This is a genomic window from Pseudomonas sp. 58 R 12 (genome assembly GCF_900005865.1).
Taxonomy (GTDB): Bacteria; Pseudomonadota; Gammaproteobacteria; order Pseudomonadales; family Pseudomonadaceae; genus Aquipseudomonas; species Aquipseudomonas tritici.
Map to the genome: position 1 here is coordinate 303,116 of NZ_CVTP01000017.1, position 26,243 is coordinate 329,358.

A 26,243-nucleotide genomic window follows, 5' to 3' on the forward strand; every position below is an offset into this window, starting at 1 on the left:
GCTGTTTCCAAACCATTAAAAGAGCGTAGAAAACGTACTTTAAAGTTTGAAATCTTCCTGGTGCACATTGAACCGCTGTTGTTTTTCATCGCGAAACACCTGGGTCCCTTTAGGTGCCGTTGCCGACGATAGAGGGATGAATGCAACAAGCGCGCCCAAACCGTAAACCGAATGTCATTTTTTCGTGAAAAACGTTGCAGCTTCGTGAAAACCGCATAAGCACGGGGTTTTTACGCCGATCGGTTTGAGCGTGATGCCCATGCTCCTTAGCTGTCCGCGGGTGCATAAATCCTCAACCTTGCAAAAACGTTACCCGTTCACCCCATTCAGTGGGTAGACGGAGGCTCGCTTTGAGGCATGAGTGGGTCATTTTGGTGCAACAACCCTCATGGCTCGGTTTGCCGTGATAGCTCAATGCCTGTATTTGTTGAGGCCTCTGTACCGAGGGTCTCGTCGCAATGGTTCGACCAGCATCTGACCAATCGCTGAAGTATTGGTCATTGAGCGTAGTCGAAATAATCGACTGTCTCGAAATGGTGCGCTTTTTTTTGCCATGCGTTGCCAATGCGCATAGGGCGCCGCGTGAAGCGGTACCGATTCGCAGGTATGCTATCGGCCTTGAACCTGTCCTGCCGAACGGAGTGCCTGCGGTGTTCGCTTTAGATCAACGCCTTCAACAAGACACGCTGGTGATGGGGGATTTCCCCCTCTGTCGCCTGCTGCTGTCTAATGACTCGAACTACCCTTGGTTCATCCTGGTGCCGCGTATCAACGGTATCAGCGAAGTGTTTCAGCTGGATGTCACCGACCAGCAGCGGTTATGGCAAGAAACCACCGCCTTGGCGCAATTGCTGAATGAAGGCCTTGCGGCTGACAAGATGAATATCGGCGCACTGGGCAACGTCGTCAGTCAGTTGCACGTGCACGTGATCGTGCGCAAGCGCGACGATGCCGCTTGGCCGGCGCCTGTGTGGGGCAGGCACCCGGCTCAGCCATATACCGATGAGCAAGTTGCAGCCCTCCGCACTCGCCTGCGTGAGCTGCTACCTGCCGACTTCATCTTTACCCAGGGCTGAATTATGGATTTGCAAGACCGTGTTACCGACTTGGAAAGCCGCCTGGCCTTCCAGGATGACACCATCGAGACCCTGAACGACATTCTCGTCACGCAGCAACGTGCGGTAGAGCGCCTGCAGTTGCAGATGACCGCGCTGCTCAAACGCCAGGAAGAGATGGGCGGCCAATTCGAGACCTCCGAAGAAGAAGCGCCGCCGCCGCACTATTGATAGCCGCGCATAAAAAAACCGCGATCCAGCAATGCTGGCTCGCGGTTTTTTTTTGCTGCGAAGGCGGGTATTAGCGACGCGGCAGTGCAGCGATCACGTCTTCGGCTTGCAGGCCTTTGTCGCGATTCATGACGGAGAACTCCACGCGCTGGCCTTCCACCAGGACGCGATGGCCTTCGCCGCGAATGGCCCGGAAGTGGACGAAGATATCGTCGCCCGAATCACGGGAAATAAAGCCGAAGCCTTTGGACGTGTTGAACCACTTGACGGTACCGGTATCCCGATTGGTCATGTCGTAGGTTTGCGACGAGGCCGCAGGAGACGAACGGTAGAAGCTGATGGCCAGGTGAAGAACGATGGCGACCACAGCAATCACCAGGCTGAGCAGGATGGCCGGGTGGCCGCCGACTTCAGGCATGGGTGCCAGGAGGGTGAGGGTTTGTACGACAACGGTCAGCACCAGCAGCGCGCTGACCAGGTTTTGCAGTTGATGACGTGTGCCTTTGTTCCAGTAAGGGATCACAGGTGCCAGCGTCAGGTTAAGAAGGCCGAACAAGGCCAGGTACAGAGCGTCGTGTTGTTCCAGGTAGGGAGGGCTTCCCTGTTGCAAGCTCGGTATAAAGGACAGCAGCAAAGCTGCAACGCCCGTTAGCAGGTGGACGATTTTCAACATTTTGATTAACTCACGTTAAGACGGATCACGAGGAAGAGCTGACTGGCACGGTTCGCTTCTGAACAATGGGAGGCGTTGGGCACGTGCGCGGGTATCAGCCTATGTCGGTGCCGCAGAAAGTAACGGCGACGACACGCCGCCTATTTAACAGCAAAGGCTGTGCCTACTCAAATCAAGCATTTCGGGGTGTTGCAAGGAGGGCGGCATTTCTGCGTCAAACGCTTGTCCTAGACACGTGCAGGCTTTTTAAACGGCAGGTAGAGATATTTCCCACATGGCTCGAAGGCTGCGGCTGCGCTGTCTGACACGTTACACCGGGGCGAATTGCCGCGGCGGGCTGCGCATCACCGGCACTCTTGCTAGAGTGGTCCTGCACCTGATCAATGAATGCTGGTCAACTGAAGGGGATAAACATGGCAATCGATATCGGTATCAGTGAAGAAGATCGTAAATCCATCGTCGATGGGCTTTCGCGACTGCTTTCCGATACCTACGTACTGTATCTGAAGACCCACAACTTCCATTGGAACGTCACGGGCCCCATGTTCCGTACGTTGCACCTGATGTTTGAAGAGCAGTACAACGAGTTGGCCCTGGCAGTGGACTCCATTGCCGAGCGTATCCGTGCCCTGGGTTTCCCGGCGCCGGGTGCCTACTCGATCTATGCCCGTCTTTCTTCTATCAAGGAAGAAGAGGGCGTACCCAGTGCCGAAGAGATGATCAAGCAACTGGTGGCCGGTCAGGAAGCCGTCACGCGCACAGCGCGCGGCATCTTCCCATTGCTCGACAAGGTCAGCGATGAGCCCACGGCCGACCTGTTGACCCAGCGTATGCAGGTTCACGAGAAAACCGCGTGGATGCTGCGTTCGCTGCTCGAAAATCAGTAAACACCGACCCTGAGTGGCGCCGTCCTGGCGCCGCTTGCTTGTTTCCGCGCATTTCCTGGCGTTGTCCTACGCCGATCAACTCCCGCGTCTTCTGGCTGCCCGTCGCTCGCTGCTGTTTTATAGGGCCATTGCCCAAGGGGATAGCCCGTGGGCTGCTGTTTGGCAATGGAGTGTCAGGTGTATGTCACGTGGAGTGGGTAGTGGAGTGATGGAAACCGGTGGTTTTCATAAGATACAGGTCGACCCTTTTGCAAAAGGGTTCGATATGGGGCTGGCCAAGCCATTGTCCCGGTCGGTGAGGCTCAACGGGTTTTCCACTTGCCTGCGGCTGGAGCAGATCTATTGGAATATCCTCACGGAAATAGCCAGGATCAACGCCTGTTCAGTCAGTGCGTTGCTGTCTTACGTCGATCGGGAAGTGCACTTGCGTTATGGCGGTGTGAAGAACTTCAGTGGGTTGGTCAGGGTGGTGTGCGTGGTTCACGTCTTGAAAGGGCGTATTGAACCTTCATACTCACCGCAATAGTCACCGGGCACCGGGGCCGGCCCTTGTAGTGAGCGGGCTTGCCCCGCGCTGGGTGGCGAAGCCACCCCAATAAGGACACCGCGAGTTCCAGGATACGCCTAGGCCGCCTGGTTTGGGGCGGCTACGCCACCCAGCGCGGGGCAAGCCCGCTCACTACGGGTTGTCCGCTGAAGTGAGTTTGGCCCAGGGCAGAAAGCCGGCTGCGCTGCCCCGATTTACCAGATATAATCCCGCGCTTTGCTACGCATGCTGCGAACCCGCAGGGCAGGCGTGGCGCAGTAACGATCTGATCGCCGAGACATCTCCATGCCCATGTACGACTATCAATGCGCTTCCTGTGGTCATCAGTTGGAAGCCATTCAGAAGATCAGCGCCGCGCCGTTGGTCGATTGCCCGGCCTGCCAGGCTCCGGAGCTCAAGAAGATGTTGTCCATGCCGGGCTTCCGCTTGAGCGGCAGCGGCTGGTACGAGACCGACTTCAAGACCGGCTCGAAGAAGAACCTGGCCGGCGGCGACAAAGCAGACTGAGTTGAACTCTACGCGCAGGCTCCTGCATTATCCGTCCCCTGCTTTAATGTACGGTGACGAGGCGGGCCTCCACCGAATTTCGAATTACGAGAAGTGAAACCACTACCATGATGCGCAGCCACTATTGCGGCCAACTGAACGAGACCCTGGAAGGTCAGGAAATCACCCTTTGCGGATGGGTTCACCGTCGCCGCGACCACGGCGGGGTCATCTTCCTCGATATCCGTGATCGTGATGGTCTGGCCCAAGTGGTGTTCGACCCGGACCGCGCCGAGAGCTTCGCCGCCGCCGACCGCGTGCGCAGCGAATACGTTGTGAAGGTCACCGGCAAGGTTCGCCTGCGTCCGGCTGGCGCTGTGAACAAGAACATGGCGTCCGGCGGCATTGAAGTGCTGGGCTACGAGCTGGAAGTGCTGAACGAGTCGGAAACCCCGCCGTTCCCACTCAACGAATACTCCGACGTGGGCGAAGAAACCCGCCTGCGCTACCGCTTCCTGGACCTGCGCCGTCCGGAAATGGCCGAGAAGCTGCGCCTGCGTTCGCGCATGACCACCAGCATCCGCCGCTTCCTCGACGAAAACGGCTTCCTCGACGTCGAAACGCCGATCCTGACCCGGGCCACCCCGGAAGGTGCGCGTGACTACCTGGTGCCGAGCCGTACTCACGCCGGCAGCTTCTTCGCCTTGCCGCAATCGCCGCAGCTGTTCAAGCAACTGCTGATGGTGGCCGGCTTCGACCGTTACTACCAGATCGCCAAGTGCTTCCGCGACGAAGACCTGCGCGCCGACCGCCAGCCGGAATTCACCCAGATCGACATCGAGACCAGTTTCCTCGATGAAAAAGAGATCATGGGCATCACCGAACAAATGATCCGTAACCTGTTCAAGGAAGTGCTGGACCTGGAGTTCGGCGAATTCCCGCACATGACCTTCGAAGAGGCCATGCGCCGCTACGGTTCCGACAAGCCAGACCTGCGTAACCCGCTGGAACTGGTAGACGTGGCCGACCAGCTCAAGGAAGTCGACTTCAAGGTGTTCAGCGGCCCGGCCAACGACCCTAAATGCCGCATCGCCGCCTTGCGCGTGCCTGGCGGCGCGAGCATGCCGCGCAAGCAGATCGACGACTACACCAAGTTCGTCGGCATCTACGGTGCCAAGGGCCTGGCGTACATCAAGGTCAACGAGCGCGCCAATGGCGTTGAGGGTCTGCAATCGCCGATCGTCAAGAACATCCCGCTGGACAACCTGAACGCGATCCTTGATCGCGTCGGTGCGGTCGATGGCGACATCGTGTTCTTCGGCGCCGACAAATCCAAGATCGTCAGCGAAGCCTTGGGCGCACTGCGCATCAAGCTGGGCCACGACCTCGACCTGCTGACCTGCAAGTGGGCACCGATGTGGGTTGTCGACTTCCCGATGTTCGAAGAGAACGACGACGGCAGCTTCAGCGCCTTGCACCACCCGTTCACCGCGCCGAAGTGCTCCCCGGCTGAGCTGGAAGCCAACCCGGCTGGCGCTCTGTCCCGCGCCTACGACATGGTGCTCAACGGCACCGAGCTGGGTGGCGGTTCGATCCGTATCCACCGCAAAGAGATGCAGCAAGCGGTCTTCCGCCTGTTGGGTATCAACGAAGCAGAACAGGAAGAGAAGTTTGGCTTCCTGCTCGACGCCCTGAAATACGGCGCACCGCCGCACGGTGGCCTGGCTTTCGGCCTGGACCGCCTGGTGATGCTGATGACTGGCGCCCAGTCGATCCGTGAAGTGATCGCCTTCCCGAAAACCCAGAGTGCTGCGGACGTCATGACCCAGGCTCCAGGTGTGGTGGATGCCAAGGCATTGCGCGAACTGCACATTCGTCTGCGCGAGACGCCGAAGGCTGAGTAAGGCCGCTGCGTGAAAGCGCACTGAGGTTTACGCAGTCTAAAAAGGCGCATCTTCGGATGCGCCTTTGCGTTACAAGGGATGTGCTTTAAAGAGGGAAGTCCTGCCAGGGGTGGGATTGTTAAGGTTTCTACAGAATTTCGGAGTTGTGTTATGGCTGGCCATTCCAAGTGGGCGAACATCAAGCACCGCAAAGAGCGTCAGGATGCCAAGAAAGGCAAGATATTCACCAAGTGGATCCGCGAGCTGACCGTCGCTGCCCGCCAAGGCGGCGGTGACCCAGGCTCCAACCCGCGCCTGCGCCTGGCGCTGGACAAGGCCCTCGGCGCGAACATGAGCCGTGACATCATCGACCGTGCCGTGGCTCGTGGCGCCGGTGCCGCCGATACCGACGACATGGTCGAGCTGAGCTACGAAGGCTACGGCCCGGGCGGCGTGGCGGTGATGGTCGAGTGCATGACCGACAACCGCAACCGCACCGCAGCAGCTGTGCGCCATGCGTTCAGCAAGTGCGGCGGCAACCTCGGCACTGACGGTTCGGTGGCCTACCTGTTCGAGCGCAAGGGGCAGATTTCCTTCGCACCGGGTGTGGATGAAGATGCACTGATCGAAGCCGCGATGGAGGCGGATGCCGACGACGTGGTGACCAACGACGATGGCTCCATCGACGTGTTCACCTCGTTTGCCGGGTTCTATGCCGTGCGCAATGCGCTGGAAGCCGCTGGTTTCAAAGGCACTGACGCGGAAATCGTGATGCTGCCGACCACCAGCGCCGAGCTGGACCTGGACGGTGCGCAGAAAGTGCTGAAGATGCTGGACATGCTCGAAGACCTGGATGATGTTCAGAACGTGTATTCGAATGCCGATATTCCAGAGTCCGTAGCCGAACAACTCGCTTAAGCACGATAGGGATCCAATGTGGGAGCTGGCTTGCCTGCGATGGCATCACCACGGTGTAACTCACACACCGAGGTGTCTGCATCGCAGGCAAGCCAGCTCCCACAGGGTTCTATGCTGTTACGCAAATGTGTGTAAACCCAACCTGCAGGCGTTATGACTTTAATCCTAGGTATCGACCCCGGTTCGCGCATCACCGGTTTTGGCGTGGTGCAGCACACCCCGCGCGGCTGCATCTATGTCGCTTCGGGTTGCATCCGTACCGGCGCGGGCGAGTTGGCCGAGCGCTTGCAGATTGTCTATCGCGGCGTGCGTGAAGTGATCCAGACGTACGGGCCGGTGACCATGGGCATCGAAAAAGTGTTCATGGCAAAGAACGCCGACTCAGCCCTTAAACTTGGCCAGGCCCGTGGCGCGGCCATCGTGGCCGGCGCGGAGGAGGGCATGGAGATTGCGGAGTACACCGCGACCCAGGTCAAGCAGGCCGTGGTCGGCACTGGTGCGGCCAACAAAGAACAGGTGCAGATGATGGTCATGCACATGCTCAAACTCACCGCCAAGCCGCAGATTGATGCCTCCGACGCCCTGGCCATCGCCATTTGCCATGCGCACACCCGATCCAGTCTGCTACCGCACGGCCTCGGTACGGCACGCAGTCGTGGCGGGCGCCTGCGTCTCTGATAGCATCAGCGCAATCGTTATTTCCGGTCAGGCCTTGATCTGACCCCAAGCTTTAAGGATCGAACCGTGATTGGACGCTTGCGCGGCACCCTGGCTGAGAAACAGCCGCCGCACCTGATTCTGGATGTAAATGGGTTGGGGTATGAGCTGGAAGTGCCCATGACCACCTTGTATCGCCTGCCGTCGGTCGGTGAGCCGATAACGCTGCACACTCATTTGGTGGTGCGCGAAGACGCACAACTGCTTTATGGTTTCATTGGCAAGCGCGACCGTGACTTCTTCCGCGAGCTGATCCGCCTTAATGGTGTGGGGCCGAAACTGGCCCTGGCCTTGATGTCGAGCCTGGAAGTGGATGAACTGGTGCGAGCCGTTTCGGCCCAGGATACCTCTGCGTTGACCAAGGTGCCTGGCGTCGGCAAGAAGACCGCCGAGCGCCTGCTGGTGGAGCTCAAGGACCGCTTCAAGGCCTGGGAAGTCGTGCCGAGCATGTTTGCCCTGGTGCCAAACCAGCCGGATATGCCGGCAGGTCAGGTCGCCAGCGCCGAAAGTGATGCGGTCAGCGCGCTGATCTCCCTGGGCTACAAGCCGCAGGAAGCCAGCAAGGCTGTATCGGCCATCAAGGATAAAAACCTGAGCAGTGAAGACATGATCCGCCGTGCCCTGAAGGGAATGATTTAAGTGATTGAAGCTGATCGTCTGATCGCGGCCACCGGCCCGCGCGACCGTGAAGAAATCCAGGACCGCGCCATCCGTCCACTGAGCCTGGCGGACTATATCGGCCAGCCTACCGTGCGCGAGCAGATGGAGCTGTTTATCCAGGCCGCGCGCGGGCGCAGTGAATCCCTGGATCACACGTTGATCTTTGGCCCACCGGGTCTGGGCAAGACCACTCTGGCCAACATCATTGCCCAGGAAATGGGTGTGTCGATCAAGTCGACCTCCGGCCCTGTGCTGGAGCGCCCGGGCGACCTGGCAGCGTTGCTGACCAACCTTGAACCGCACGATGTGCTGTTTATCGACGAGATCCACCGACTCTCGCCGATTGTCGAGGAAGTGCTGTATCCCGCGATGGAAGACTTCCAGCTCGATATCATGATCGGCGAAGGCCCTGCGGCGCGTTCGATCAAGCTCGACCTGCCACCTTTCACGCTGGTCGGCGCCACCACCCGCGCCGGCATGTTGACCAACCCGTTGCGAGACCGTTTCGGCATTGTTCAACGTCTAGAGTTCTATAGCACAGCGGATTTGGCGACCATCGTCAGCCGTTCGGCAGGCATTCTTGGCTTGCCGCTGGACCCGGAAGGCGCGTTTGAAATTGCCCGTCGGGCCCGTGGCACGCCACGGATTGCCAACCGGTTGCTGCGTCGCGTGAGGGATTTTGCCGAAGTGCGCGCCAAGGGCCATATCACCAAGCCCGTAGCCGACCTGGCCTTGAACCTGCTGGATGTGGATGAGCACGGCTTTGATCACCAGGATCGACGTCTGCTCTTGACCATGATCGAGAAGTTCGACGGGGGGCCGGTGGGCGTCGACAGCCTGGCGGCGGCGATCAGTGAGGAGCGCCATACCATTGAAGATGTGCTGGAGCCGTACCTGATCCAACAGGGCTATATCATGCGTACACCAAGGGGCCGGGTGGTTACACGCCATGCCTACCTGCACTTTGGGTTAAACATTCCGTCACGATTGGGTGAGATGCCCGTGGTAGACGAATTCCTCGATGCAGTGGACGATTAAAAGCTTCACGCAAGTCGATTTATTCGATGTTTGTGCTGTCCTAGTGGCTGGCGTCGTCTTTCAGTCACTGGATATGGTTCAGAGAATGAAAAAACAGTTGCCTGGCCGGATTGGCAACCTGAGGAGTAAGCACTAGAGTATGCGCGCGCAAAACGGGGATCAGTCGTTCGCACATCGCTGTCGCGTTTATTACGAGGACACCGATGCGGGCGGCATCGTGTATTACGTCAATTACCTCAAGTTCATGGAGCGGGCTCGAACCGAGCGGCTACGGGAGCTGGGCTTTGCCCAATCCGAGCTGGCAGGGGAGGACCTGTTATTCGTCGTGCATTCCAGCGAGGCGCGTTATCACGCGCCGGCGCGGCTGGACGATGAATTGCTGGTAAGCGCTGAAGTAATCGAATTGAACCGTGTCAGCCTGCGTTTCAAGCAGCAGGTCAGGCGGGCAACGGATGCAACGCTGCTCTGTGAGGGGCAGTTCCTGGTGGCCTGTGTGCGCACCAATAGTTTGAAACCCCGGGCCATTCCCGAAGCTCTACGTGCGGCCTTTGCCGGCGTAAGCGGCGCGGGTAAACAATCAACGCAGGAGATTTAGCGTGGAACCTACCGTCGTCGACCATTCCTCCATGTGGAGCCTGGTCAGTAATGCCAGTGTTGTGGTTCAACTGGTGATGCTGACCCTGGTAGCCGCATCGGTTACCTCTTGGGTCATGATTTTTCAGCGCAGCAACCTGCTGCGTGCCGGTCGACGTGCCCTGGAGAGCTTTGAAGAGCGCTTCTGGTCGGGTATCGACCTGTCCAAGCTGTACCGCCAGGCCGGCAGCAACCCGGACCCGGATTCGGGCGTCGAACAGATCTTCCGCGCGGGCTTCAAGGAATTCTCCCGTCTGCGCCAGCAGCCAGGCGTTGACCCGGAAGCGGTCATGGAAGGTGTGGCCCGTGCCATGCGCGTCGCCATTTCCCGTGAAGAAGAGAAGCTTGAGCAAAGCTTGCCGTTCCTCGCCACCGTCGGTTCCGTGAGCCCGTACATCGGTCTGTTCGGTACCGTGTGGGGGATCATGAACTCCTTCCGCGGCCTGGCCCAGGCCCAGCAAGCGACCCTGGCCACCGTGGCCCCGGGTATCGCTGAAGCCCTGATCGCTACCGCTATCGGCCTGTTCGCTGCGATCCCGGCAGTAATCGCCTACAACCGTTTCGCCGCTACCAGCGAGACGTTGATTGGCCGTTACTACACCTTCGCCGATGAGTTCCAGGCGATCCTGCACCGTAAAGTGCACACCAGCGAAGAATAAGCAGGTAATTCCCAATGGCTTTAATCGCTCGAGCTCGCAAAAAGCGCAAGCCGGTCGCCGAGATGAACGTAGTGCCTTACATCGACGTGATGCTGGTGCTGCTGGTTATCTTCATGGTGACCGCGCCGATGCTCAACCAGGGCGTGAAGGTTGATCTGCCCAAGGTTTCCAGTGAAGCCTTGCCGCAAGACAACAACACTCAGGTCCTGACCATTTCGATCAAGGCTGACAAGACCTACTACTGGAACCTTGGCAGCGAAGTCGACACCCAGAAGCAGCAGGACAAGGCCCTGACCTTGCCGGCGATGACTGATGCCGTGACCAAGATCATTCGCTCCGGCAACGAAGGCGGCAAGCACACCCAGGTGTTCATTCGCGGCGACAAGTCGGTCGACTACGGTTCCGTCATGGGCGCCATGGGCGGGCTGCAGAAGGCCGGCGTCGGTAACGTTGGCTTGATTACCGAGGCGCCCTGATGCAGCAACAGCGAGAGCCGTCCGCCTCGGAAAGCTTCTTCTGGCCTAGCGTCTGGGCAATTGCCCTGCACGTCCTGGTGTTTGGCATGCTGTTCGTCAGCTTTGCCATGACCCCGGACCTGCCGCCAGCCAAGCCGATCGTGCAGGCGACCCTGTATCAGCTGAAATCGAAAAGTCAGGCCACCACCCAGACCAATCAGAAGATTGCGGGTGAGGCCCAGAAGTCGGCTGCGCGCCAGACTGAAGTCGAACAGATGGAACAGAAGAAGGTCGAGCAGGAAGCGGTGAAGGCTGCTGCGGAACAAAAGAAAGAAGAGGCGGCTCAAAAGGCCGAGGAATCGAAAAAGGCTGACGAAGCCAAGAAAGCTGACGAGGCGAAAAAGGCTGATGAAGCCAAGAAGTCCGAGAAAGCTGCCGAAGCTAAAAAGGCTGAAGAGAAACAATTGGCTGATATAGCCAAGAAGAAATCTGAAGAAGAAGCCAAGAAAGCTGCTGAAGAAGAGGCCAAGAAAAAGGCCGCTGAAGACGCCAAGAAGAAAATAGTCGAAGACGCGAAGAAAAAAGCCGCCGAAGACGCCAAGAAAAAAGCTGAAGCAGACGAGGCGAAGAAGAAAATCGCCGACGACGCGAAGAAGAAAGCTGCCGCCGACGCCACCAAGAAAAAGGCCCAGGAAGCAGCGCGTAAATCCGCCGAAGAGAAAAAGGCCCAGGCCTTGGCAGATTTGCTTTCCGACACGCCTCAGCGTCAGCAAGCCTTGGCCGATGAGCAGGGTGATGATGTCGCGGGCAGTTTCGACGACCTGATTCGGGCGCGGGCAGCAGAAGGCTGGACACGTCCACCTTCGGCGCGTAAAGGCATGACAGTAGTGCTGCAGATCGGCATGTTGCCGGACGGTACGGTGACTTCGGTCAGCGTGGCCAAGTCCAGTGGTGACGGTTCGTTCGACAGTTCGGCGGTTGCCGCGGTCAAGAATATTGGCCGGTTGACCGAGATGCAGGGAATGAAACCAAGCGACTTCGCTCCCTATCGATCATTCAAGATGACATTCACACCTGAGGATCTAGCCTTGTGAGAAACCTTCTTCGAGGAATGCTTGTCGTTATTTGCTGTATGGCAGGGATAGCGGCGGCGGATGAAAAGAACATCCTAGTCACCAGCGGTAGCGATCGGGCCACCCCGATCGCGGTAGTACCGTTCGGCTGGCAGGGCGGCAGCGTGCTGCCGGACGACATGGCCCAGATCGTCAGTGACGACCTGCGCAACTCCGGCTACTACGCACCGATTCCAAAGGGCAACATGATCAGCCAGCCGAACCAGGCCAGCGAAGTTGTGTTCCGTGACTGGAAGGCTGTTGGCGCCCAGTACCTGATGGTCGGCAACATCACGCCGGCCGGCGGTCGCCTGCAAATCACCTACACCTTGTTCAACGTGGCGACCGAGCAGCAGGTCTTGACCGGCAGCGTTTCGGGCACCGCCGAACAACTGCGGGACATGGCCCACTACATCTCGGACCAGTCGTTTGAAAAACTCACCGGCATCAAGGGTGCGTTCTCGACGCGTCTGCTTTATGTAACGGCCGAACGTTTTTCCGTGGATAACACTCGCTACACGCTGCAGCGCTCGGACTACGACGGTGCACGCGCAGTGACCCTGCTGCAATCGCGTGAGCCAATCCTGTCGCCGCGCTTTGCGCCGGACGGCAAGCGTATTGCCTATGTGTCGTTTGAACAGCGTCGTCCACGGATTTTCGTGCAGCACATTGATACTGGCCGTCGTGAGCAGATCACTAACTTTGAAGGCCTCAACGGTGCACCAGCGTGGTCGCCGGATGGTTCGCGCCTGGCGTTCGTGCTGTCCAAAGATGGCAACCCGGATATCTACGTGATGAACATGGCTTCGCGCCAGATCAGCCGCGTGACCAATGGCCCTGGCATCAATACCGAGCCGTTCTGGGGTAAGGATGGTTCGACCATTTACTTCACCTCTGACCGTGGCGGCAAGCCACAGGTCTACAAGGCAAACGTGAATGGCGGCGGTGCGGAACGTGTGACCTTTATTGGTAACTACAACGCCAACCCTAAGCTTTCGGCCGATGAAAAGACGTTGGTGATGATTCACCGTCAGGATGGTTTCACTAATTTCCGGGTTGCGGCCCAGGATTTGCAGCGCGGAACCGTAAAAATCCTCACAGATACCAACCTTGATGAGTCAGCCACTGTTGCGCCCAACGGCACCATGGTAATCTACGCCACCCGCCAGCAGGGCCGGGGAGTCTTGATGCTCGTGTCCATTAATGGACGCGTAAGGCTCCCGCTTCCTACCGCACAAGGCGAAGTCAGAGAACCATCCTGGTCCCCTTACCTGAACTGACGCGGCGCTACAAAAAGAAGTACTTAACACACTGGGGTTCATTAGGAGTTTCACGATGGAAATGCTGAAGTTTGGTAAGTTTGCTGCTCTGGCTCTGGCTCTGTCCGTAGCCGTTGGTTGCTCGTCTAAAGGCGGCGACAATGCCGGTGAAGGCGCAGCTGTTGATCCAAACGCTGGTTACGGCGCTAACACTGGTGCAGTTGACGGCTCCCTGAGCGAAGAAGCTGCTCTGCGCGCGATCACCACTTTCTACTTCGAATACGACAGTTCGGACCTGAAACCAGAAGCCATGCGCGCTCTGGACGTTCACGCGAAGGACCTGAAAGCTAACGGCGCTCGCGTTGTTCTGGAAGGTAACACTGACGCCCGTGGTACTCGTGAGTACAACATGGCACTGGGCGAGCGTCGTGCGAAAGCCGTTCAGCGCTACCTGGTACTGCAAGGTGTTGCTCCAGGCCAACTGGAACTGGTTTCCTACGGTAAAGAGCGTCCAGTTGCCACCGGTAACGATGAGCAGTCCTGGGCTCAAAACCGTCGCGTCGAACTGCGTAAGTAATTCGTCATGCGAACGTGCCGTCGTGCTCTAACTGTATTGGCTCTCAGCCTAGCACCGCTTGCGGTGTGGGCTGCGGTTCCTGTGGAAGATAGCAACTCAGGCTATAACAATAGCGGGAGCAGCTATCCACCAGCGGGTTATGGTACGAACGGCGCCTATGCGGGGGGAGCGGCTACGTCCGCTCCCTCGGCACAGGGCGAACTGTTCAACCAGCTGCAACGCATGCAGGATCAATTGGCGCAGCAACAAGGCACCATTGAAGTACTGCAGAATCAAGTGAACCAGCTGAAGCAAGAAGGCCTGGAGCGTTACCAGGATCTTGATCGACGTATTGGAGCCGGTGTTGCACCTGCCGCCACTCCTGATAATTCTTCTGCCGGTGGCGCGCCTAGCGCTGCTGCCGGTGGTGCCGCAGCGGGGGCTGCAAGCCAAGCCCCTGCCAGCAGCGAGCCGGGTGATCCGGCGAAGGAAAAGCTGTATTACGATGCAGCCTTCGACCTGATCAAAGCCAAGGATTTCGATAAGGCCAGCCAGGCTTTTACCGCTTTCCTGCGCAAATACCCAAACAGCCAGTACGCGGGCAACGCCCAATACTGGTTGGGCGAAGTTAACCTGGCCAAAGGTGATCTGCAGGGGGCGGGCCAGGCATTTGCCAAGGTCAGCCAGCTGTACCCCAAGCACGCCAAGGTGCCGGATTCGCTGTACAAACTCGCTGACGTAGAACGCCGCCTGGGTCATACCGACAAGGTCAAAGGTATTCTGCAGCAGGTCGTGGCCCAATATCCGGGTACTTCCGCTGCCCAGTTGGCCCAGCGGGACCTGCAACGCTTGTAAGCGATGCCGCCCGTTTAGAAGAAACCCGCGCCTGGCGCGGGTTTTTTCGTTAGAATCCACGCCCTTTTATGAAACACGCTTCCTGGGGTCTACGCGTTGGCGAGGTCTCTTGAAGTGCCTGACGGAGGCGGACAGCCTGTTTAGCTGTTACGCCCGTGGCGACTATGCAAGACACATTACGAATTACCGAAGTTTTTTACTCGTTGCAGGGTGAAACGCGAACGGCCGGCCTGCCCACAGTATTCGTGCGGCTGACCGGTTGCCCTTTGCGTTGCCAATACTGCGACAGCGCCTACGCCTTCAGTGGCGGCACGGTGCGAACCCTTGATGACATCCTGGAGCAGGTTGCCGGCTACAAGCCGCGTTACGTCTGCGTGACCGGCGGTGAACCGCTGGCCCAGCCCAATGCCATCCCTTTGCTCAAGCAGCTGTGTGATGCCGGTTATGAAGTGTCGCTGGAGACCAGTGGCGCTTTAGACATCTCTGCGGTTGACCCCCGTGTAAGCCGTGTGGTCGACCTCAAGACCCCAGGCTCCAAGGAAGCGCATCGCAACCGCTACGAGAACATCGATCTGCTGACGGCGAACGACCAGGTTAAGTTCGTTATCTGTTCCCGCGACGATTACGACTGGGCAAACTCCAAGCTGATTCAATATGGCCTGGACCGTCGAGCGGGCGAGGTGCTGTTCTCGCCAAGCCACCATGACCTGAACGCACGTGACCTTGCCGATTGGGTCGTGGCGGACAATCTACCGGTGCGCCTGCAATTGCAGTTGCATAAATACCTTTGGAACGACGAGCCAGGACGCTGATATGACAGAACAAACAATGGATCAAAAACGCGCGGTAATTCTGCTTTCCGGTGGCCTTGATTCCGCCACAGTGGTTGCCATGGCACAAGCGCAAGGCTACAGCTGCTACACCATGAGCTTCGACTACGGCCAGCGCCACCGTGCCGAGCTGAACGCCGCCGCCCGCGTTGCTCGTGAGATGGGCGTGGTCGAGCACAAGGTGATCGGCCTCAATCTCAACGGCATTGGCGGCTCTGCACTGACCGACAGCAGCATCGATGTGCCGGAAGCACCCAGCGAAGGCATCCCGGTGACTTATGTGCCTGCACGTAACACCGTGTTCCTGTCCCTGGCCCTCGGTTGGGCAGAAGTGCTCAACGCCCGTGATATTTTTATCGGCGTCAATGCGGTGGATTACTCCGGCTACCCGGACTGCCGCCCAGAGTTCGTCGAGTCGTTCGAACGCATGGCCAACCTGGCGACAAAGGCCGGTGTAGAAGGGCTGGGCTTCCGTATCCTCGCGCCACTGCAAAACCTGAGCAAGGCCGATATCGTCAAGGCTGGCGTAGGACTTGGCGTCGATTATTCGCTGACTGTTTCCTGCTACCAGGCAGACGATGACGGCCGTGCTTGTGGGAAATGCGATAGCTGCCGACTGCGTGCAGAAGGCTTCCAAGCGGCCGGAATTGCTGACCCAACGCGTTATTTCTGATTTATTTCAAATAAGGTGTTGAATAATCCTTAGAAATCAGTATTATACGCGCCACCACACAGCGGGTCGTTAGCTCAGTTGGTAGAGCAGTTGGCTTTTAACCAATTGGTCGTAGGTTCGAATCCCACACGACCCACCATTTTTGGCGGTTTAGAAAATCCGGAAGGCCCACGCAAGTGAGGATTTCCGGGTTTTTTTTTGCCTGTTTGAAAATACCCAAAGCCCCAGGCGGACCAGAAGCCTGGGGCTTTTTTGTATCTGTTCGATGGCAAGCGTAAGCGCAGGGGCTAGGCTTTTGCTCCCATTTGTTGTCAAAGCATCCGAAACGCGGGTAGATTGAGTGCTATACAGCTCAGGACAAGGATCGTCATGACCACGCTTTCGCCTATCACCTCCGCCACTACGCTTGTGTCCCGTCCGGCCGAAACGCCGACCGCCGCCCACGCACAAAGCACGGACGTCAGCGTAAAGCGACCGTCCCTGGTCGTCAGCCTGGGCAATGTTGTCTCCGATACGCTTTCCGACACGTATTCGCGCCGTGGGCAATTACCGGGTCAAGAGACCGTGCGCGCCTGGGAAAGCGACAGCCAGGATGCGCTCAGCAAAACCCTGAATACCAACTTCAACTCGTTGTCGACAGCCAGCCGCTTCAGTGGCCTTGGCACCGGTTTGATTGCGCAATTCGTCAAGGGCGGCGGGGTGGCGCTTTCCCAGTCTGTTTTGTACGCGAGTGCCGATCGGGCGCAAAACACTGGCGAGCTGAAGATCGATCAAAGTCTGCTGCACACTAAGGCCGACAATCTTTTGAGCCTCAGCATCCAGACCGCCAGCGGCAAGACCGTGACCTTCAGCCTCTCCAGCCAGGCCGATGGCCTGGGTGTGCAGGCCACGGTGGATGGCGGCACCTTGAGCGATGACGAACTCGAAGCGGTCGGCAAATTGGGCAGCGCCTTCCAGGCCGCCGTGGATGGGGTGACTGCGACGCCGCCGAAGCTCGACCTGAGCCAGCTGACGCAGTTTGATTCCAGGCTGCTGGCCTCGGTGGACCTCAACGCCAAGCTAAAGGGCCTGGACGGCCAAGACCTGAGCCTGGCCTTCCATGCCGACAGTCAAAGCCGCACGACACGCATGAGCAGCCCGCTGGGCGAACTTAATGTGGCAGTGGACCTGAAAAACAGCGCGATCCTGGGCGACGCCAAGCAGCAGGCCAATGCGCTGAAAAGCTACCTCACCCAGTTTGATCGCGCGCAGGAACGCGGCAGTGCCAAGCCGGAGTTGATGGCGATGTTCAAGGACGCGTTCCGCGCCATGAACAGCAACTATCCACAGGCCATTTCCCTGCCGGAAGCGCTGACCCGCAACCCGACCGACCAGGGGTTGCTGACCGGCCTTGCTGATTTCAAGGCGTCGATCAAGCAGGCCACTGACTCGCCCAACCCGATGCGCCCGTCCGAGGTGGACGGCTTTGCCTATGAAGTGTCGCAAAAGACCCGCGTCGGCGGCAGCAGCGCATTGGACCGCAGCGTCAGCCAGGACCAGCAGTCGAGCCTTTCCGCGAGTTTCCATAAAGGCCTCAAGGGTGGAAAGGCACCGGCCCTGGATGGCAGCCCGGAGTCGCAGAACTATCTTTATGTGCAAGTGCAGGACAAGGCCAGCAGTTCGGCCAGTCTCTCCTACAAGGACGGCCTGCTGGTCAACGCATCCGTCGAGCAGAGTGCCAGCCAGAACACTCGTACGCAGAAGTACGTGATGGGCAAGCTGACGGAGGACACCACTGTGCCGAAAGACGCCTCGGTTAAACGCGATTACCTCGTCCTTCTCGAGTACGCGGCCAAGGAAAGCAAGAAGTCCAAAGACGCACTGCAGGCGTCCACATTGAAAGATGCCCTGGCCGACCTGCATGCCTCGGTGATGTTGCAGGAAGATCCATCCGCACTGGTGCGCTGACACCGCTTGCGAGAACGGGAAACCCCGCCCTGGGGTTTCCCGTTTTTTTTGCCCGACAGACGCGCCCGCAGATGCCAGATTAGGCTTTTGAATCCATTCGATATTCTGTAGCCTTGCCGAGCTTCACCTTTACCCGTGCTTGATGAACACAATCACTTCGTCCGGCGGCGCCCGAAGGGCTCCAGAGCCGGTGGTACACTCGACTTTCGCGCTACTGCGCCTGCAGGTCTTGCGAACATGACGCAAATTTCTGAACGCCTTCTGGTTCAAGCCCATCTCGACGCCAAGCAGCCCAAGGCCCTTAGCGCTGATGAAGAGGCGAGCCTGCGCACTGCCATCGCCGCTGAGCTCAAAGCTCAAGACGCGGTGCTGGTTGCCCACTTCTATTGTGACCCGGTGATCCAGGCCTTGGCCGAGGAAACCGGTGGCTGTGTCTCCGACTCGCTGGAAATGGCCCGCTTCGGCGCCGCGCATCCGGCCAAGACCGTGCTGGTCGCCGGTGTGCGCTTCATGGGCGAGACCGCCAAAATCCTTACGCCCGAAAAACGCATTCTCATGCCGACGCTGGAAGCCACGTGTTCCCTGGACCTGGGTTGCCCGGTGGAGGAGTTTTCGGCGTTCTGTGATCAGCATCCCGAGCGCACCGTGGTGGTGTACGCCAACACGTCGGCGGCGGTCAAAGCCCGGGCGGATTGGGTGGTGACCTCCAGCTGTGCGCTGGAAATTGTCGAAAGCCTGATGGACAACGGCGAGACGATCATCTGGGGCCCGGACAAGCACCTGGGTACTTACATCCAGCGCCAGACCGGTGCCGATATGCTGTTGTGGGACGGTGCCTGCATCGTCCACGAAGAATTCAAGTCCAAACAGTTGGAAGACATGAAGGCGCTGTACCCGGATGCAGCCATCCTGGTACACCCGGAGTCGCCGACGGCGGTGATCGAACTGGCGGACGCCGTGGGCTCAACCAGCCAACTGATCGCGGCTGCCCAACGCTTGCCGAACAAGACCTTTATCGTCGCCACCGACCGCGGCATCTTCTACAAGATGCAGCAGCTGTGCCCGGACAAGGTTTTTGTCGAAGCGCCTACCGCCGGCAACGGCGCCGCGTGCCGCAGTTGCGCACACTGCCCGTGGATGGCGATGAATACGCTGGAGCGCACGCTGCAGTGCCTGCGTGAGGGCAGCAACGAGATCTTCGTCGAGCCGTCGGTGATCCCGCATGCGGTGCGCCCGCTCAAGCGCATGCTGGACTTCACCCAGGCAGCGCGCCTGAAGCTGGCCGGCAACGCCTGACCCCGTTGTGAACACTGTCAAACTGTGGGAGCTGGTTTGCCTGCGATATCGGTCTATCAGTCAATGTTGCAGTGACTGAACCAGCGCTATCGCAGGCAAGCCAGCTCCCACAGTTGATGTGTGTCGTCTGCAATTACTTCTTCTGCTTCGGAACCCGCACCAGCTGGGTATCCGAATAGATGTCATGCCAGCTGCGCTTTTGCTTATCGAACAGCGACCAGATAAACCCCAGCCCCACGCACAGCCACGACGCAATCGACACCACAAAGCGTAACAGCGCCTGCCACAGGCTGATCCGCGAGCCGTCGGCGTTCTGCACGCGCACGCCCCACACCTGCATGCCCAGGGTCTGCCCGGAATGGGTCCAGAACTTGGCGAAGAAACCAAACAGTACAAACAACAGAATCGTCGACAGCAGAGGATCACCATCCAGTGCGCCGGACTCAGTGAGCGTGCGCATCCTGGCTTCGCCTACAAACGCGATCCAGATCAGCTTGTAGATGAACGCAGTAACGATCAGCAGCGCGGTGCACAACAGGAAGTCGTAGAACATCGCTGCCAAGCGACGGCCCAGGCCAACGGCGGGGAAATCGCCTGTGGGGCTCAGCAGGGGTTTCGACATGGCAGGGCTCTCTAATGGAAAAAGCCATTTTACGAGCAATCGCACATAAAAAAGCCCCTGATGTCAGCATCAGGGGCTTTTTGTCGCAGTTGGGATCAGCCTTCTGCTTGTACTTCGTCAGCCTGCATGCCTTTCTGGCCTTGCACAGCAACGAACGTCACTTTCTGGCCTTCTTTCAGGCTCTTGAAGCCGTTGCCCTGAATGGCGCGGAAATGCACGAACAGATCCGGACCGCTTTCTGGCGTGATAAAACCAAACCCTTTCTCGTCGTTAAACCACTTGACGGTACCGCTCTGACGTTCAGCCATTTTCTTATTTCCTTGACGCTAAAATTAATGACAGCCTCTTTCACATGAAAGAGTACTGGGCTGGGTTGCAGGAAAGTAAGAGACGTCGAACGGGTTGTAGCACAACTACTTCAGCTACTGCCCAGGTCCAGGTTCCAAGCGACCCATGCAAACACAGTGCGCAAACTCTACGCCAACTAATAGATAAAAAACAAGCCCTGGCAAATGCCCCGTGTTTGCTGGGCTTTATGACACTTTGGCGAATAATGAGGCGTCGACTTATTCGATAGAGTTGGTCACTTGTTATCGGTTAAAACACTTGATAAAGACTATCGGTGATGCACTGTTTTGTGGCGGTTGCGTTACAGATTAGTGCACGCTGGCGCAACCGCGTTACTTATAGAAACAGTCAATCAACCGCGGTAGTAACGTTGCGGCACAAATGGCATTTTACTTACACGTAGTGGCACTTTTTTCCCACGCACCAGCGCAGACACTTCGGTATCCAGCGCGATGAATGCACTGTCCAGGTAACCCATAGCCAGCGGGCCACCCAGCGTCGGACCGAAACCACCGCTGCACACGCTGCCGATCACTGTGCCGTGTTCGTCAACGATCTCCGCGCCTTCACGCACTGGCGTGCGCTCCTGTGGCAACAGGCCGACACGTTTACGGCTTACGCCGGCTTGCTGCTGGGTGAAGACCTTGTCGGCGCCCGGGAAGCCACCGGCACGTGCGCCGTCGGCGCGGCGGGCCTTGGAGATCGCCCACAACAGGCTGGCTTCGATGGGTGTGGTGTCGGTGTTCATATCGTGGCCATACAGGCACAGGCCGGCTTCCAGGCGCAGTGAGTCGCGGGCGCCCAGGCCGATGGCCTGTACTTCGGTCTCAGCGAGCAGGCTGCGGGCCAGGCTTTCGGCGTTGGCGGCCGGCACGGAGATTTCAAAGCCGTCCTCACCGGTGTAGCCCGAACGACTGACGTAGCAGTCCACACCCAGCAGGCGCAGGGTGGTGAACTGCATGAAGGTCATCTTGGTGACTTCCGGTGCCAGGCGCGCCAGTACTTTCACCGCCGCCGGACCCTGCAGGGCCAGCAATGCACGCTCTTCGAACAGCGGTTCGATGCTGCACTGGTCGCCGATATGCTGGCGCAGGTGCGCCAGATCCTGATCCTTGCAGGCGGCGTTGACCACCAGGAACAGCTCGTCGTTACCCAGGTTGGCCACCATCAGGTCGTCGAGAATACCGCCCTGGTCATTGGTAAACATCGCGTAGCGCTGCATGCCCACCGGCAAGTCGATGATGTCGACCGGTACCAAGGTTTCCAAGGCTTTGGCCGCATTGGCGCCGGTGAGGCGGATCTGGCCCATGTGGGACACGTCGAACAGCCCGGCTTGATCACGGGTGTGCAGGTGTTCCTTCATCACACCCAGAGGGTATTGCACCGGCATGTCGTAGCCGGCGAAGGGCACCATGCGCGCGCCCAGCTCAATGTGCAGGGCGTGCAGTGGGGTTTTCAACAGGGTTTCGGTGGACATATTCAGCTCCTGAAAAACGTGCTGGCGCGCCGTTAGGCGTCAGCACTCGATAATGTTGACCGCCAAACCGCCACGGGCGGTTTCCTTGTATTTGCTTTTCATGTCGGCGCCGGTCTGGCGCATGGTGCGGATGACTTTATCCAGCGAGACGAAATGTTGGCCGTCGCCGCGCAAGGCCATGCGCACCGCATTGATCGCCTTGACCGAACCCATGGCATTGCGCTCGATGCAGGGCACCTGCACCAGCCCGCCAATCGGGTCGCAAGTCAGGCCGAGGTTGTGTTCCATGCCGATTTCGGCCGCGTTTTCCACTTGCGAGACGCTGCCGCCCAACACTTCGCACAGTGCGCCCGCCGCCATGGAACAGGCCACGCCAACTTCACCCTGGCAACCGACTTCGGCGCCGGAAATCGAGGCGTTTTCCTTGTACAGAATGCCGATGGCAGCGGCGGTGAGCAGAAAACGCACCACGCCGTCTTCGTTCGCGCCGGGGATAAAGCGCATGTAGTAATGCAGTACGGCGGGCACGATCCCCGCCGCGCCGTTGGTCGGCGCCGTGACTACGCGCCCGCCGTTGGCGTTTTCTTCGTTGACTGCCAGGGCGTAAAGGTTGACCCAATCCAGCACCGACAACGGGTCGCGCAGCGCCGATTCCGGGTGCTTGCACAGCTGGCGATGCAGCGCAGCAGCGCGCCGCTTGACCTTCAAGCCGCCCGGCAAAATCCCCTCATTGCGGCAGCCTGCGTCGACGCAGTCCTGCATCACTTGCCAGATTTTCAGCAGGCCTGCGCGGGTCTCCGCTTCGGGGCGCCAGGCACTTTCATTGGTCAGCATCACCTGGCTGATGGACAACCCATAGGTGGTGCAATGACCGAGCAGGTCTTTGGCGTGTTTGAAGGGGAAGGTCAGCGGCGTGGCGTCTTCGACAATCCGGTCAGCGCCTGCGGCGTCTTCATCCACCACAAACCCGCCACCGACCGAGTAGTACTCGCGGCTGCGGATCTGGATGTTGGCGGCGTCGAAGGCACGAAAGATCATGCCGTTGGGGTGGTAGGCGAGGGGTTTGCGAATCATCGCCAGGTGTTCTTTCTCATTGAACTCAATGCTGTGTTCGCCGAGCAAATTCAGGCAGCCGTCCTTGCGCATCTGCGCCAGGCGCGTCGCCACGGTTTCGGTGTTGACGGTGTCCGGGTGTTCGCCTTCCAGTCCGAGCAGCACGGCCTTGTCGCTGCCGTGGCCTTTGCCGGTGGCGCCCAGCGATCCATAGAGTTCCACCTTGACGGTGGTGGTGGCGCTCAGCAGGTTGTCACGCTTGAGGCCCTCGACGAATCGAGCTGCCGCGCGCATCGGGCCGACGGTGTGGGAACTGGAGGGGCCGATGCCAATCTTGAACAGGTCGAACACGCTTAAAGACATGAGTTGTTCTCCGGTTTCTTATTATTTATCAGGTGTACTCGGCCAAATGTGGGAGCGGGCTTGCTCGCGAAAGCGGTCTCTCAGTTGATACACCTGGTGACTGATCCACCGCATTCGCGAGCAAGCCCGCTCCCACATTTACACCGAGTACATCCTCAAGTTACGCGTAGCTCTCGATCGACGGGCATGCACACACGAGGTTGCGATCGCCAAATACGTTATCGACCCGGCCAACCGGCGGCCAGTATTTGCCTTCGATCAACGAAGCCACCGGGTACACAGCCTGTTCACGGCTGTACGGGTGTGTCCACTCGCCCACCAGCTCGGCTGCGGTGTGCGGCGCGTTCTTCAGCGGGTTGTCATCCTTGTCCAGGGTGCCGTTTTCCACCGCGCGGATTTCTTCGCGGATGGCGATCATGGCGTCGCAGAAGCGGTCCAGTTCTTCCTTGGATTCGCTCTCGGTCGGCTCGATCATCAAGGTGCCTGCCACCGGGAACGACATGGTCGGCGCATGGAAGCCAAAGTCGATCAGGCGCTTGGCCACGTCATCGACGCTGATACCGCTGCTGTCTTTGAGTGGGCGCAGGTCGAGGATACATTCATGCGCCACCAGGCCGTTGCTGCCGGTGTAGAGCACGGGGTAGTGCTCCTCCAGGCGACGGGAAATGTAGTTGGCATTCAGGATCGCCAGTTGCGAAGCGCGCTTGAGGCCCGCGCCGCCCATCATGCTGATGTACATCCAGGTGATCGGCAGAATGCTTGCGCTGCCGAACGGTGCCGCGCAGACCGCGCCTTCCTTGCGTTCCATGGCTGCGTGGCCTGGCAGGAACGGCGTGAGGTGCGACTTGACGCCAATCGGGCCGACGCCCGGGCCGCCACCGCCGTGGGGAATGCAGAAGGTCTTATGCAGGTTCAGGTGGGACACGTCGCCGCCGAACTTGCCCGGGGCGCACAGGCCGACCATGGCGTTCATGTTGGCGCCGTCGATGTACACCTGGCCGCCGTTGTCGTGAATGATGCCGCAGATTTCGCGGATACCTTCTTCGAACACACCATGGGTGGACGGGTAGGTAATCATCAGCGCGGCGAGGTGGTCGCGGTGCTCGATGGCCTTGGCACGCAGGTCTTCGATATCGACGTTGCCACGCGCATCGCAGGCTGTGACGACAACGCGCATGCCAGCCATGTTGGCGGTGGCAGGGTTGGTGCCGTGGGCCGACGATGGGATCAGGCAGATGTCGCGGCGTTCATCGCCACGGCTCTGGTGGTAAGCACGGATGGCCAACAGCCCCGCGTACTCGCCTTGGGAGCCGGCGTTCGGCTGCAGGGAGATCGCGTCGTAACCGGTGGCCGCGCAGAGCATGGCTTCCAAGTCGGAGGTCAGTTCCAGGTAACCGGTGCTTTGCTCGGCCGGGGCGAAGGGGTGCAGGGCACCGAACTCGGCCCAGGTCACCGGGATCATTTCGCTGGCGGCATTGAGCTTCATGGTGCACGAGCCCAGCGGGATCATGGTGCGGTCCAGCGCCAGGTCCTTGTCGGCCAGCTTGCGCAGGTAGCGCATCAGCTCGGTTTCCGAGTGATAACGGTTGAACACCGGGTGGCTGAGGACGGGCGACTGGCGCAGCAGTGCGGCCGGCAGGGCGCTGTCAACGTTGGCAGTGAAGACTGGCAGTGCCTTGCCGTCGGCGAAGAGGCTCCACAGCGTTTCGATATCCGCCTGGGTGGTGGTTTCGTCCACCGACACGCCAAGGCGCTCAGCGTCCACCACACGCAGGTTGATGCGCTGGGCGCGGGCCTTGTCGTGCAGGGCGGCGGTGTTGGCGCCGGTGTTGAGGGTGATGGTGTCGAAGAAGTTGGCTTGCTCGACTTTCAGGCCCAGTGCGGTCAAGCCCTTGGCCAGGATCGCGGTCAACTGGTGCACCCGTTGGGCGATCTGGGTCAGGCCTTTGGGGCCGTGGTACACGGCGTACATGCTGGCGATGTTGGCCAGCAGCACTTGGGCGGTGCAGATGTTGCTGGTGGCCTTCTCGCGGCGGATATGCTGCTCGCGGGTCTGCATCGCCAGGCGCAGGGCCGGCTTGCCGAAACGGTCGACGGAGACACCGACCAGGCGGCCCGGCATGTCGCGCTTGAACGCATCCTTAGTGGAGAAGTACGCCGCGTGCGGGCCACCGAAGCCCAGCGGCACGCCGAAGCGTTGCGCGCTGCCGATGGCCACGTCGGCGCCGAATTCACCCGGTGGGGTCAGCAGGGTCAGGGCCAGCAGATCAGCGGCTACCGCGACCAGTGCGTTGGCGGCGTGGAAGCGCTCGGTGAGCTCGCGGTAGTCGAAGACGTCACCGTTGCTGGCTGGATATTGCAGCAGGGCGCCGAAAAACGGGGTGACGTCGGTCAGTTCGCGCTCATCGCCTACCACCACCTCGATACCCAGCGGCTCGGCACGTGTGCGCAGCACGTCGAGGGTTTGCGGGTGGCTGTGGATCGAGGCGAAGAAGGCATTACTGCCCTTGTTCTTGCTCAGGCGTTTGCAGAAGGTCATGGCTTCGGCGGCAGCGGTGGCTTCGTCGAGCAGGGAGGCGTTGGCGATCGGCAGGCCGGTGAGGTCGCTGATCAGGGTCTGGAAATTCAGCAGCGCTTCCAGGCGGCCTTGGGAAATCTCTGGCTGGTACGGCGTGTAGGCGGTGTACCAGGCCGGGTTTTCCAGCAGGTTGCGCAGGATCGGCGACGGCGTGTGGCAGTTGTAGTAGCCCTGGCCGATGTAGGTTTTGAACAGTTGGTTCTTGCCGGCGATGGCCTTGATCCTGGCCAGGGCCTCGGCTTCGCTCAGGCCGTCTTCCAGGCCGAGCACGCTGGTGCCCTTGATGCTTTCCGGGATCACGCTGGCGCTCAGGGCTTCCAGGGAGTCGAAACCCAGGCTGGCGAGCATGTGCTGCTCGTCTTCCTGGCGCGGGCCGATGTGGCGGGCGATGAATTCGTTGGCGGTGTTCAGTTGAACGGTCATTGCGCGCTC

General features: G+C 59.2%; 27 protein-coding genes and 1 tRNA gene. 22 read left to right on the plus strand and 6 right to left on the minus strand.

What is annotated here, in order from left to right; all coding sequences use genetic code 11:
• Window positions 1-650: 650 nt before the first annotated feature.
• Both BFP95_RS14245 and BFP95_RS14250 read left to right on the plus strand, forming a co-directional pair.
• Window positions 651-1,076 carry an HIT domain-containing protein gene (locus BFP95_RS14245; RefSeq protein ID WP_065873637.1) on the plus strand — a complete coding sequence of 142 codons (426 nt, stop codon included), beginning with the start codon at window positions 651-653 and terminating at the stop codon, window positions 1,074-1,076.
• Between the two features lie 3 nt (window positions 1,077-1,079).
• Complete coding sequence (locus BFP95_RS14250) at window positions 1,080-1,286, plus strand: SlyX family protein (protein WP_015885618.1); 207 nt, start codon at window positions 1,080-1,082, stop codon at window positions 1,284-1,286.
• 70 nt (window positions 1,287-1,356) lie between these two features.
• On the opposite strand, the gene BFP95_RS30215 is transcribed toward BFP95_RS14250, so the two are convergent.
• Entirely contained in the window at window positions 1,357-1,959 is a 603-nt protein-coding gene (locus BFP95_RS30215) for a cold-shock protein (protein ID WP_025854767.1), read from the minus strand.
• A 413-nt stretch (window positions 1,960-2,372) separates the two neighbouring features.
• Between BFP95_RS30215 and BFP95_RS14260 the strand changes: the two genes are divergently transcribed.
• The 20 genes from BFP95_RS14260 (at window position 2,373) to nadA (ending at window position 19,370) form a co-directional block, all read left to right on the plus strand.
• Entirely contained in the window at window positions 2,373-2,846 is a 474-nt protein-coding gene (locus BFP95_RS14260) for a Dps family protein (RefSeq protein WP_003193874.1), read from the plus strand.
• Window positions 2,847-3,027: 181 nt separating this feature from the next.
• Window positions 3,028-3,372 (plus strand): ribbon-helix-helix domain-containing protein, encoded by a 345-nt coding sequence (locus tag BFP95_RS14265; RefSeq protein WP_065873598.1) that lies wholly within the window; start codon window positions 3,028-3,030, stop codon window positions 3,370-3,372.
• 306 nt (window positions 3,373-3,678) lie between these two features.
• Complete coding sequence (locus BFP95_RS14270) at window positions 3,679-3,900, plus strand: FmdB family zinc ribbon protein (protein ID WP_010208103.1); 222 nt, start codon at window positions 3,679-3,681, stop codon at window positions 3,898-3,900.
• Window positions 3,901-4,007: 107 nt separating this feature from the next.
• Window positions 4,008-5,783 (plus strand): aspartate--tRNA ligase, encoded by a 1,776-nt coding sequence (aspS, locus tag BFP95_RS14275; RefSeq protein WP_065873597.1) that lies wholly within the window; start codon window positions 4,008-4,010, stop codon window positions 5,781-5,783.
• 150 nt (window positions 5,784-5,933) lie between these two features.
• On the plus strand, window positions 5,934-6,680 hold the full coding sequence (locus BFP95_RS14280; RefSeq protein WP_049711749.1) for a YebC/PmpR family DNA-binding transcriptional regulator: 747 nt from the start codon (window positions 5,934-5,936) through the stop codon (window positions 6,678-6,680).
• A gap of 153 nt (window positions 6,681-6,833) precedes the next feature.
• The gene (gene ruvC / locus BFP95_RS14285; RefSeq protein ID WP_049711750.1) at window positions 6,834-7,358 is read left to right on the plus strand and encodes a crossover junction endodeoxyribonuclease RuvC; all 525 of its coding nucleotides are present in this window, start codon (window positions 6,834-6,836) and stop codon (window positions 7,356-7,358) included.
• A gap of 66 nt (window positions 7,359-7,424) precedes the next feature.
• Window positions 7,425-8,036 (plus strand): Holliday junction branch migration protein RuvA, encoded by a 612-nt coding sequence (ruvA, locus tag BFP95_RS14290; protein ID WP_003175802.1) that lies wholly within the window; start codon window positions 7,425-7,427, stop codon window positions 8,034-8,036.
• Window positions 8,037-9,095, plus strand: a complete 1,059-nt coding sequence (gene ruvB / locus BFP95_RS14295) for a Holliday junction branch migration DNA helicase RuvB (RefSeq protein ID WP_024077146.1) — start codon at window positions 8,037-8,039, stop codon at window positions 9,093-9,095.
• A gap of 139 nt (window positions 9,096-9,234) precedes the next feature.
• Window positions 9,235-9,690 carry a tol-pal system-associated acyl-CoA thioesterase gene (gene ybgC, locus BFP95_RS14300; protein WP_065873596.1) on the plus strand — a complete coding sequence of 152 codons (456 nt, stop codon included), beginning with the start codon at window positions 9,235-9,237 and terminating at the stop codon, window positions 9,688-9,690.
• Between the two features lies 1 nt (window position 9,691).
• On the plus strand, window positions 9,692-10,387 hold the full coding sequence (tolQ, locus tag BFP95_RS14305; protein ID WP_015885609.1) for a protein TolQ: 696 nt from the start codon (window positions 9,692-9,694) through the stop codon (window positions 10,385-10,387).
• 23 nt (window positions 10,388-10,410) lie between these two features.
• Window positions 10,411-10,863 (plus strand): protein TolR, encoded by a 453-nt coding sequence (gene tolR / locus BFP95_RS14310; protein WP_161793227.1) that lies wholly within the window; start codon window positions 10,411-10,413, stop codon window positions 10,861-10,863.
• Window positions 10,863-11,936, plus strand: a complete 1,074-nt coding sequence (gene tolA / locus BFP95_RS14315) for a cell envelope integrity protein TolA (RefSeq protein WP_015885608.1) — start codon at window positions 10,863-10,865, stop codon at window positions 11,934-11,936. Before tolR ends, tolA begins: the two co-directional genes overlap by 1 nt.
• Window positions 11,937-11,953: 17 nt before the next feature.
• The gene (gene tolB, locus BFP95_RS14320) at window positions 11,954-13,234 is read left to right on the plus strand and encodes a Tol-Pal system beta propeller repeat protein TolB (protein ID WP_175403016.1); all 1,281 of its coding nucleotides are present in this window, start codon (window positions 11,954-11,956) and stop codon (window positions 13,232-13,234) included.
• Window positions 13,235-13,289: 55 nt separating this feature from the next.
• On the plus strand, window positions 13,290-13,790 hold the full coding sequence (gene pal, locus BFP95_RS14325; protein WP_003193861.1) for a peptidoglycan-associated lipoprotein Pal: 501 nt from the start codon (window positions 13,290-13,292) through the stop codon (window positions 13,788-13,790).
• Between the two features lie 6 nt (window positions 13,791-13,796).
• Window positions 13,797-14,624: a tol-pal system protein YbgF gene (gene ybgF, locus BFP95_RS14330; protein WP_049711754.1), complete on the plus strand. Its 828-nt coding sequence runs from the start codon at window positions 13,797-13,799 to the stop codon at window positions 14,622-14,624.
• Between the two features lie 164 nt (window positions 14,625-14,788).
• Complete coding sequence (gene queE / locus BFP95_RS14335; protein ID WP_065873595.1) at window positions 14,789-15,436, plus strand: 7-carboxy-7-deazaguanine synthase QueE; 648 nt, start codon at window positions 14,789-14,791, stop codon at window positions 15,434-15,436.
• Between the two features lie 16 nt (window positions 15,437-15,452).
• Entirely contained in the window at window positions 15,453-16,127 is a 675-nt protein-coding gene (gene queC, locus BFP95_RS14340) for a 7-cyano-7-deazaguanine synthase QueC (protein ID WP_175405977.1), read from the plus strand.
• Between the two features lie 63 nt (window positions 16,128-16,190).
• A tRNA-Lys gene (locus tag BFP95_RS14345) sits at window positions 16,191-16,266 on the plus strand.
• A 230-nt stretch (window positions 16,267-16,496) separates the two neighbouring features.
• Entirely contained in the window at window positions 16,497-18,074 is a 1,578-nt protein-coding gene (locus tag BFP95_RS14350) for a lactate dehydrogenase (RefSeq protein WP_256534211.1), read from the plus strand.
• A 237-nt stretch (window positions 18,075-18,311) separates the two neighbouring features.
• A complete protein-coding gene (gene nadA / locus BFP95_RS14355; RefSeq protein ID WP_065873593.1) occupies window positions 18,312-19,370 on the plus strand; it encodes a quinolinate synthase NadA in 1,059 nt (352 codons plus the stop codon).
• Between the two features lie 133 nt (window positions 19,371-19,503).
• Here nadA and BFP95_RS14360 read toward each other — a convergent pair whose 3' ends face one another.
• From BFP95_RS14360 to gcvP, 5 genes are all read right to left on the minus strand, one after another.
• Window positions 19,504-19,992, minus strand: a complete 489-nt coding sequence (locus BFP95_RS14360) for an RDD family protein (RefSeq protein ID WP_065873592.1) — start codon at window positions 19,990-19,992, stop codon at window positions 19,504-19,506.
• A gap of 95 nt (window positions 19,993-20,087) precedes the next feature.
• Window positions 20,088-20,300 (minus strand): cold-shock protein, encoded by a 213-nt coding sequence (locus BFP95_RS14365; protein WP_003365337.1) that lies wholly within the window; start codon window positions 20,298-20,300, stop codon window positions 20,088-20,090.
• 392 nt (window positions 20,301-20,692) lie between these two features.
• Window positions 20,693-21,817 carry a glycine cleavage system aminomethyltransferase GcvT gene (gene gcvT, locus BFP95_RS14370; protein WP_065873591.1) on the minus strand — a complete coding sequence of 375 codons (1,125 nt, stop codon included), beginning with the start codon at window positions 21,815-21,817 and terminating at the stop codon, window positions 20,693-20,695.
• Window positions 21,818-21,856: 39 nt separating this feature from the next.
• The gene (locus tag BFP95_RS14375) at window positions 21,857-23,233 is read right to left on the minus strand and encodes an L-serine ammonia-lyase (RefSeq protein WP_065910340.1); all 1,377 of its coding nucleotides are present in this window, start codon (window positions 23,231-23,233) and stop codon (window positions 21,857-21,859) included.
• 160 nt (window positions 23,234-23,393) lie between these two features.
• The gene (gene gcvP / locus BFP95_RS14380) at window positions 23,394-26,234 is read right to left on the minus strand and encodes an aminomethyl-transferring glycine dehydrogenase (protein WP_065873590.1); all 2,841 of its coding nucleotides are present in this window, start codon (window positions 26,232-26,234) and stop codon (window positions 23,394-23,396) included.
• Between the last annotated feature and the right edge of the window lie 9 nt (window positions 26,235-26,243).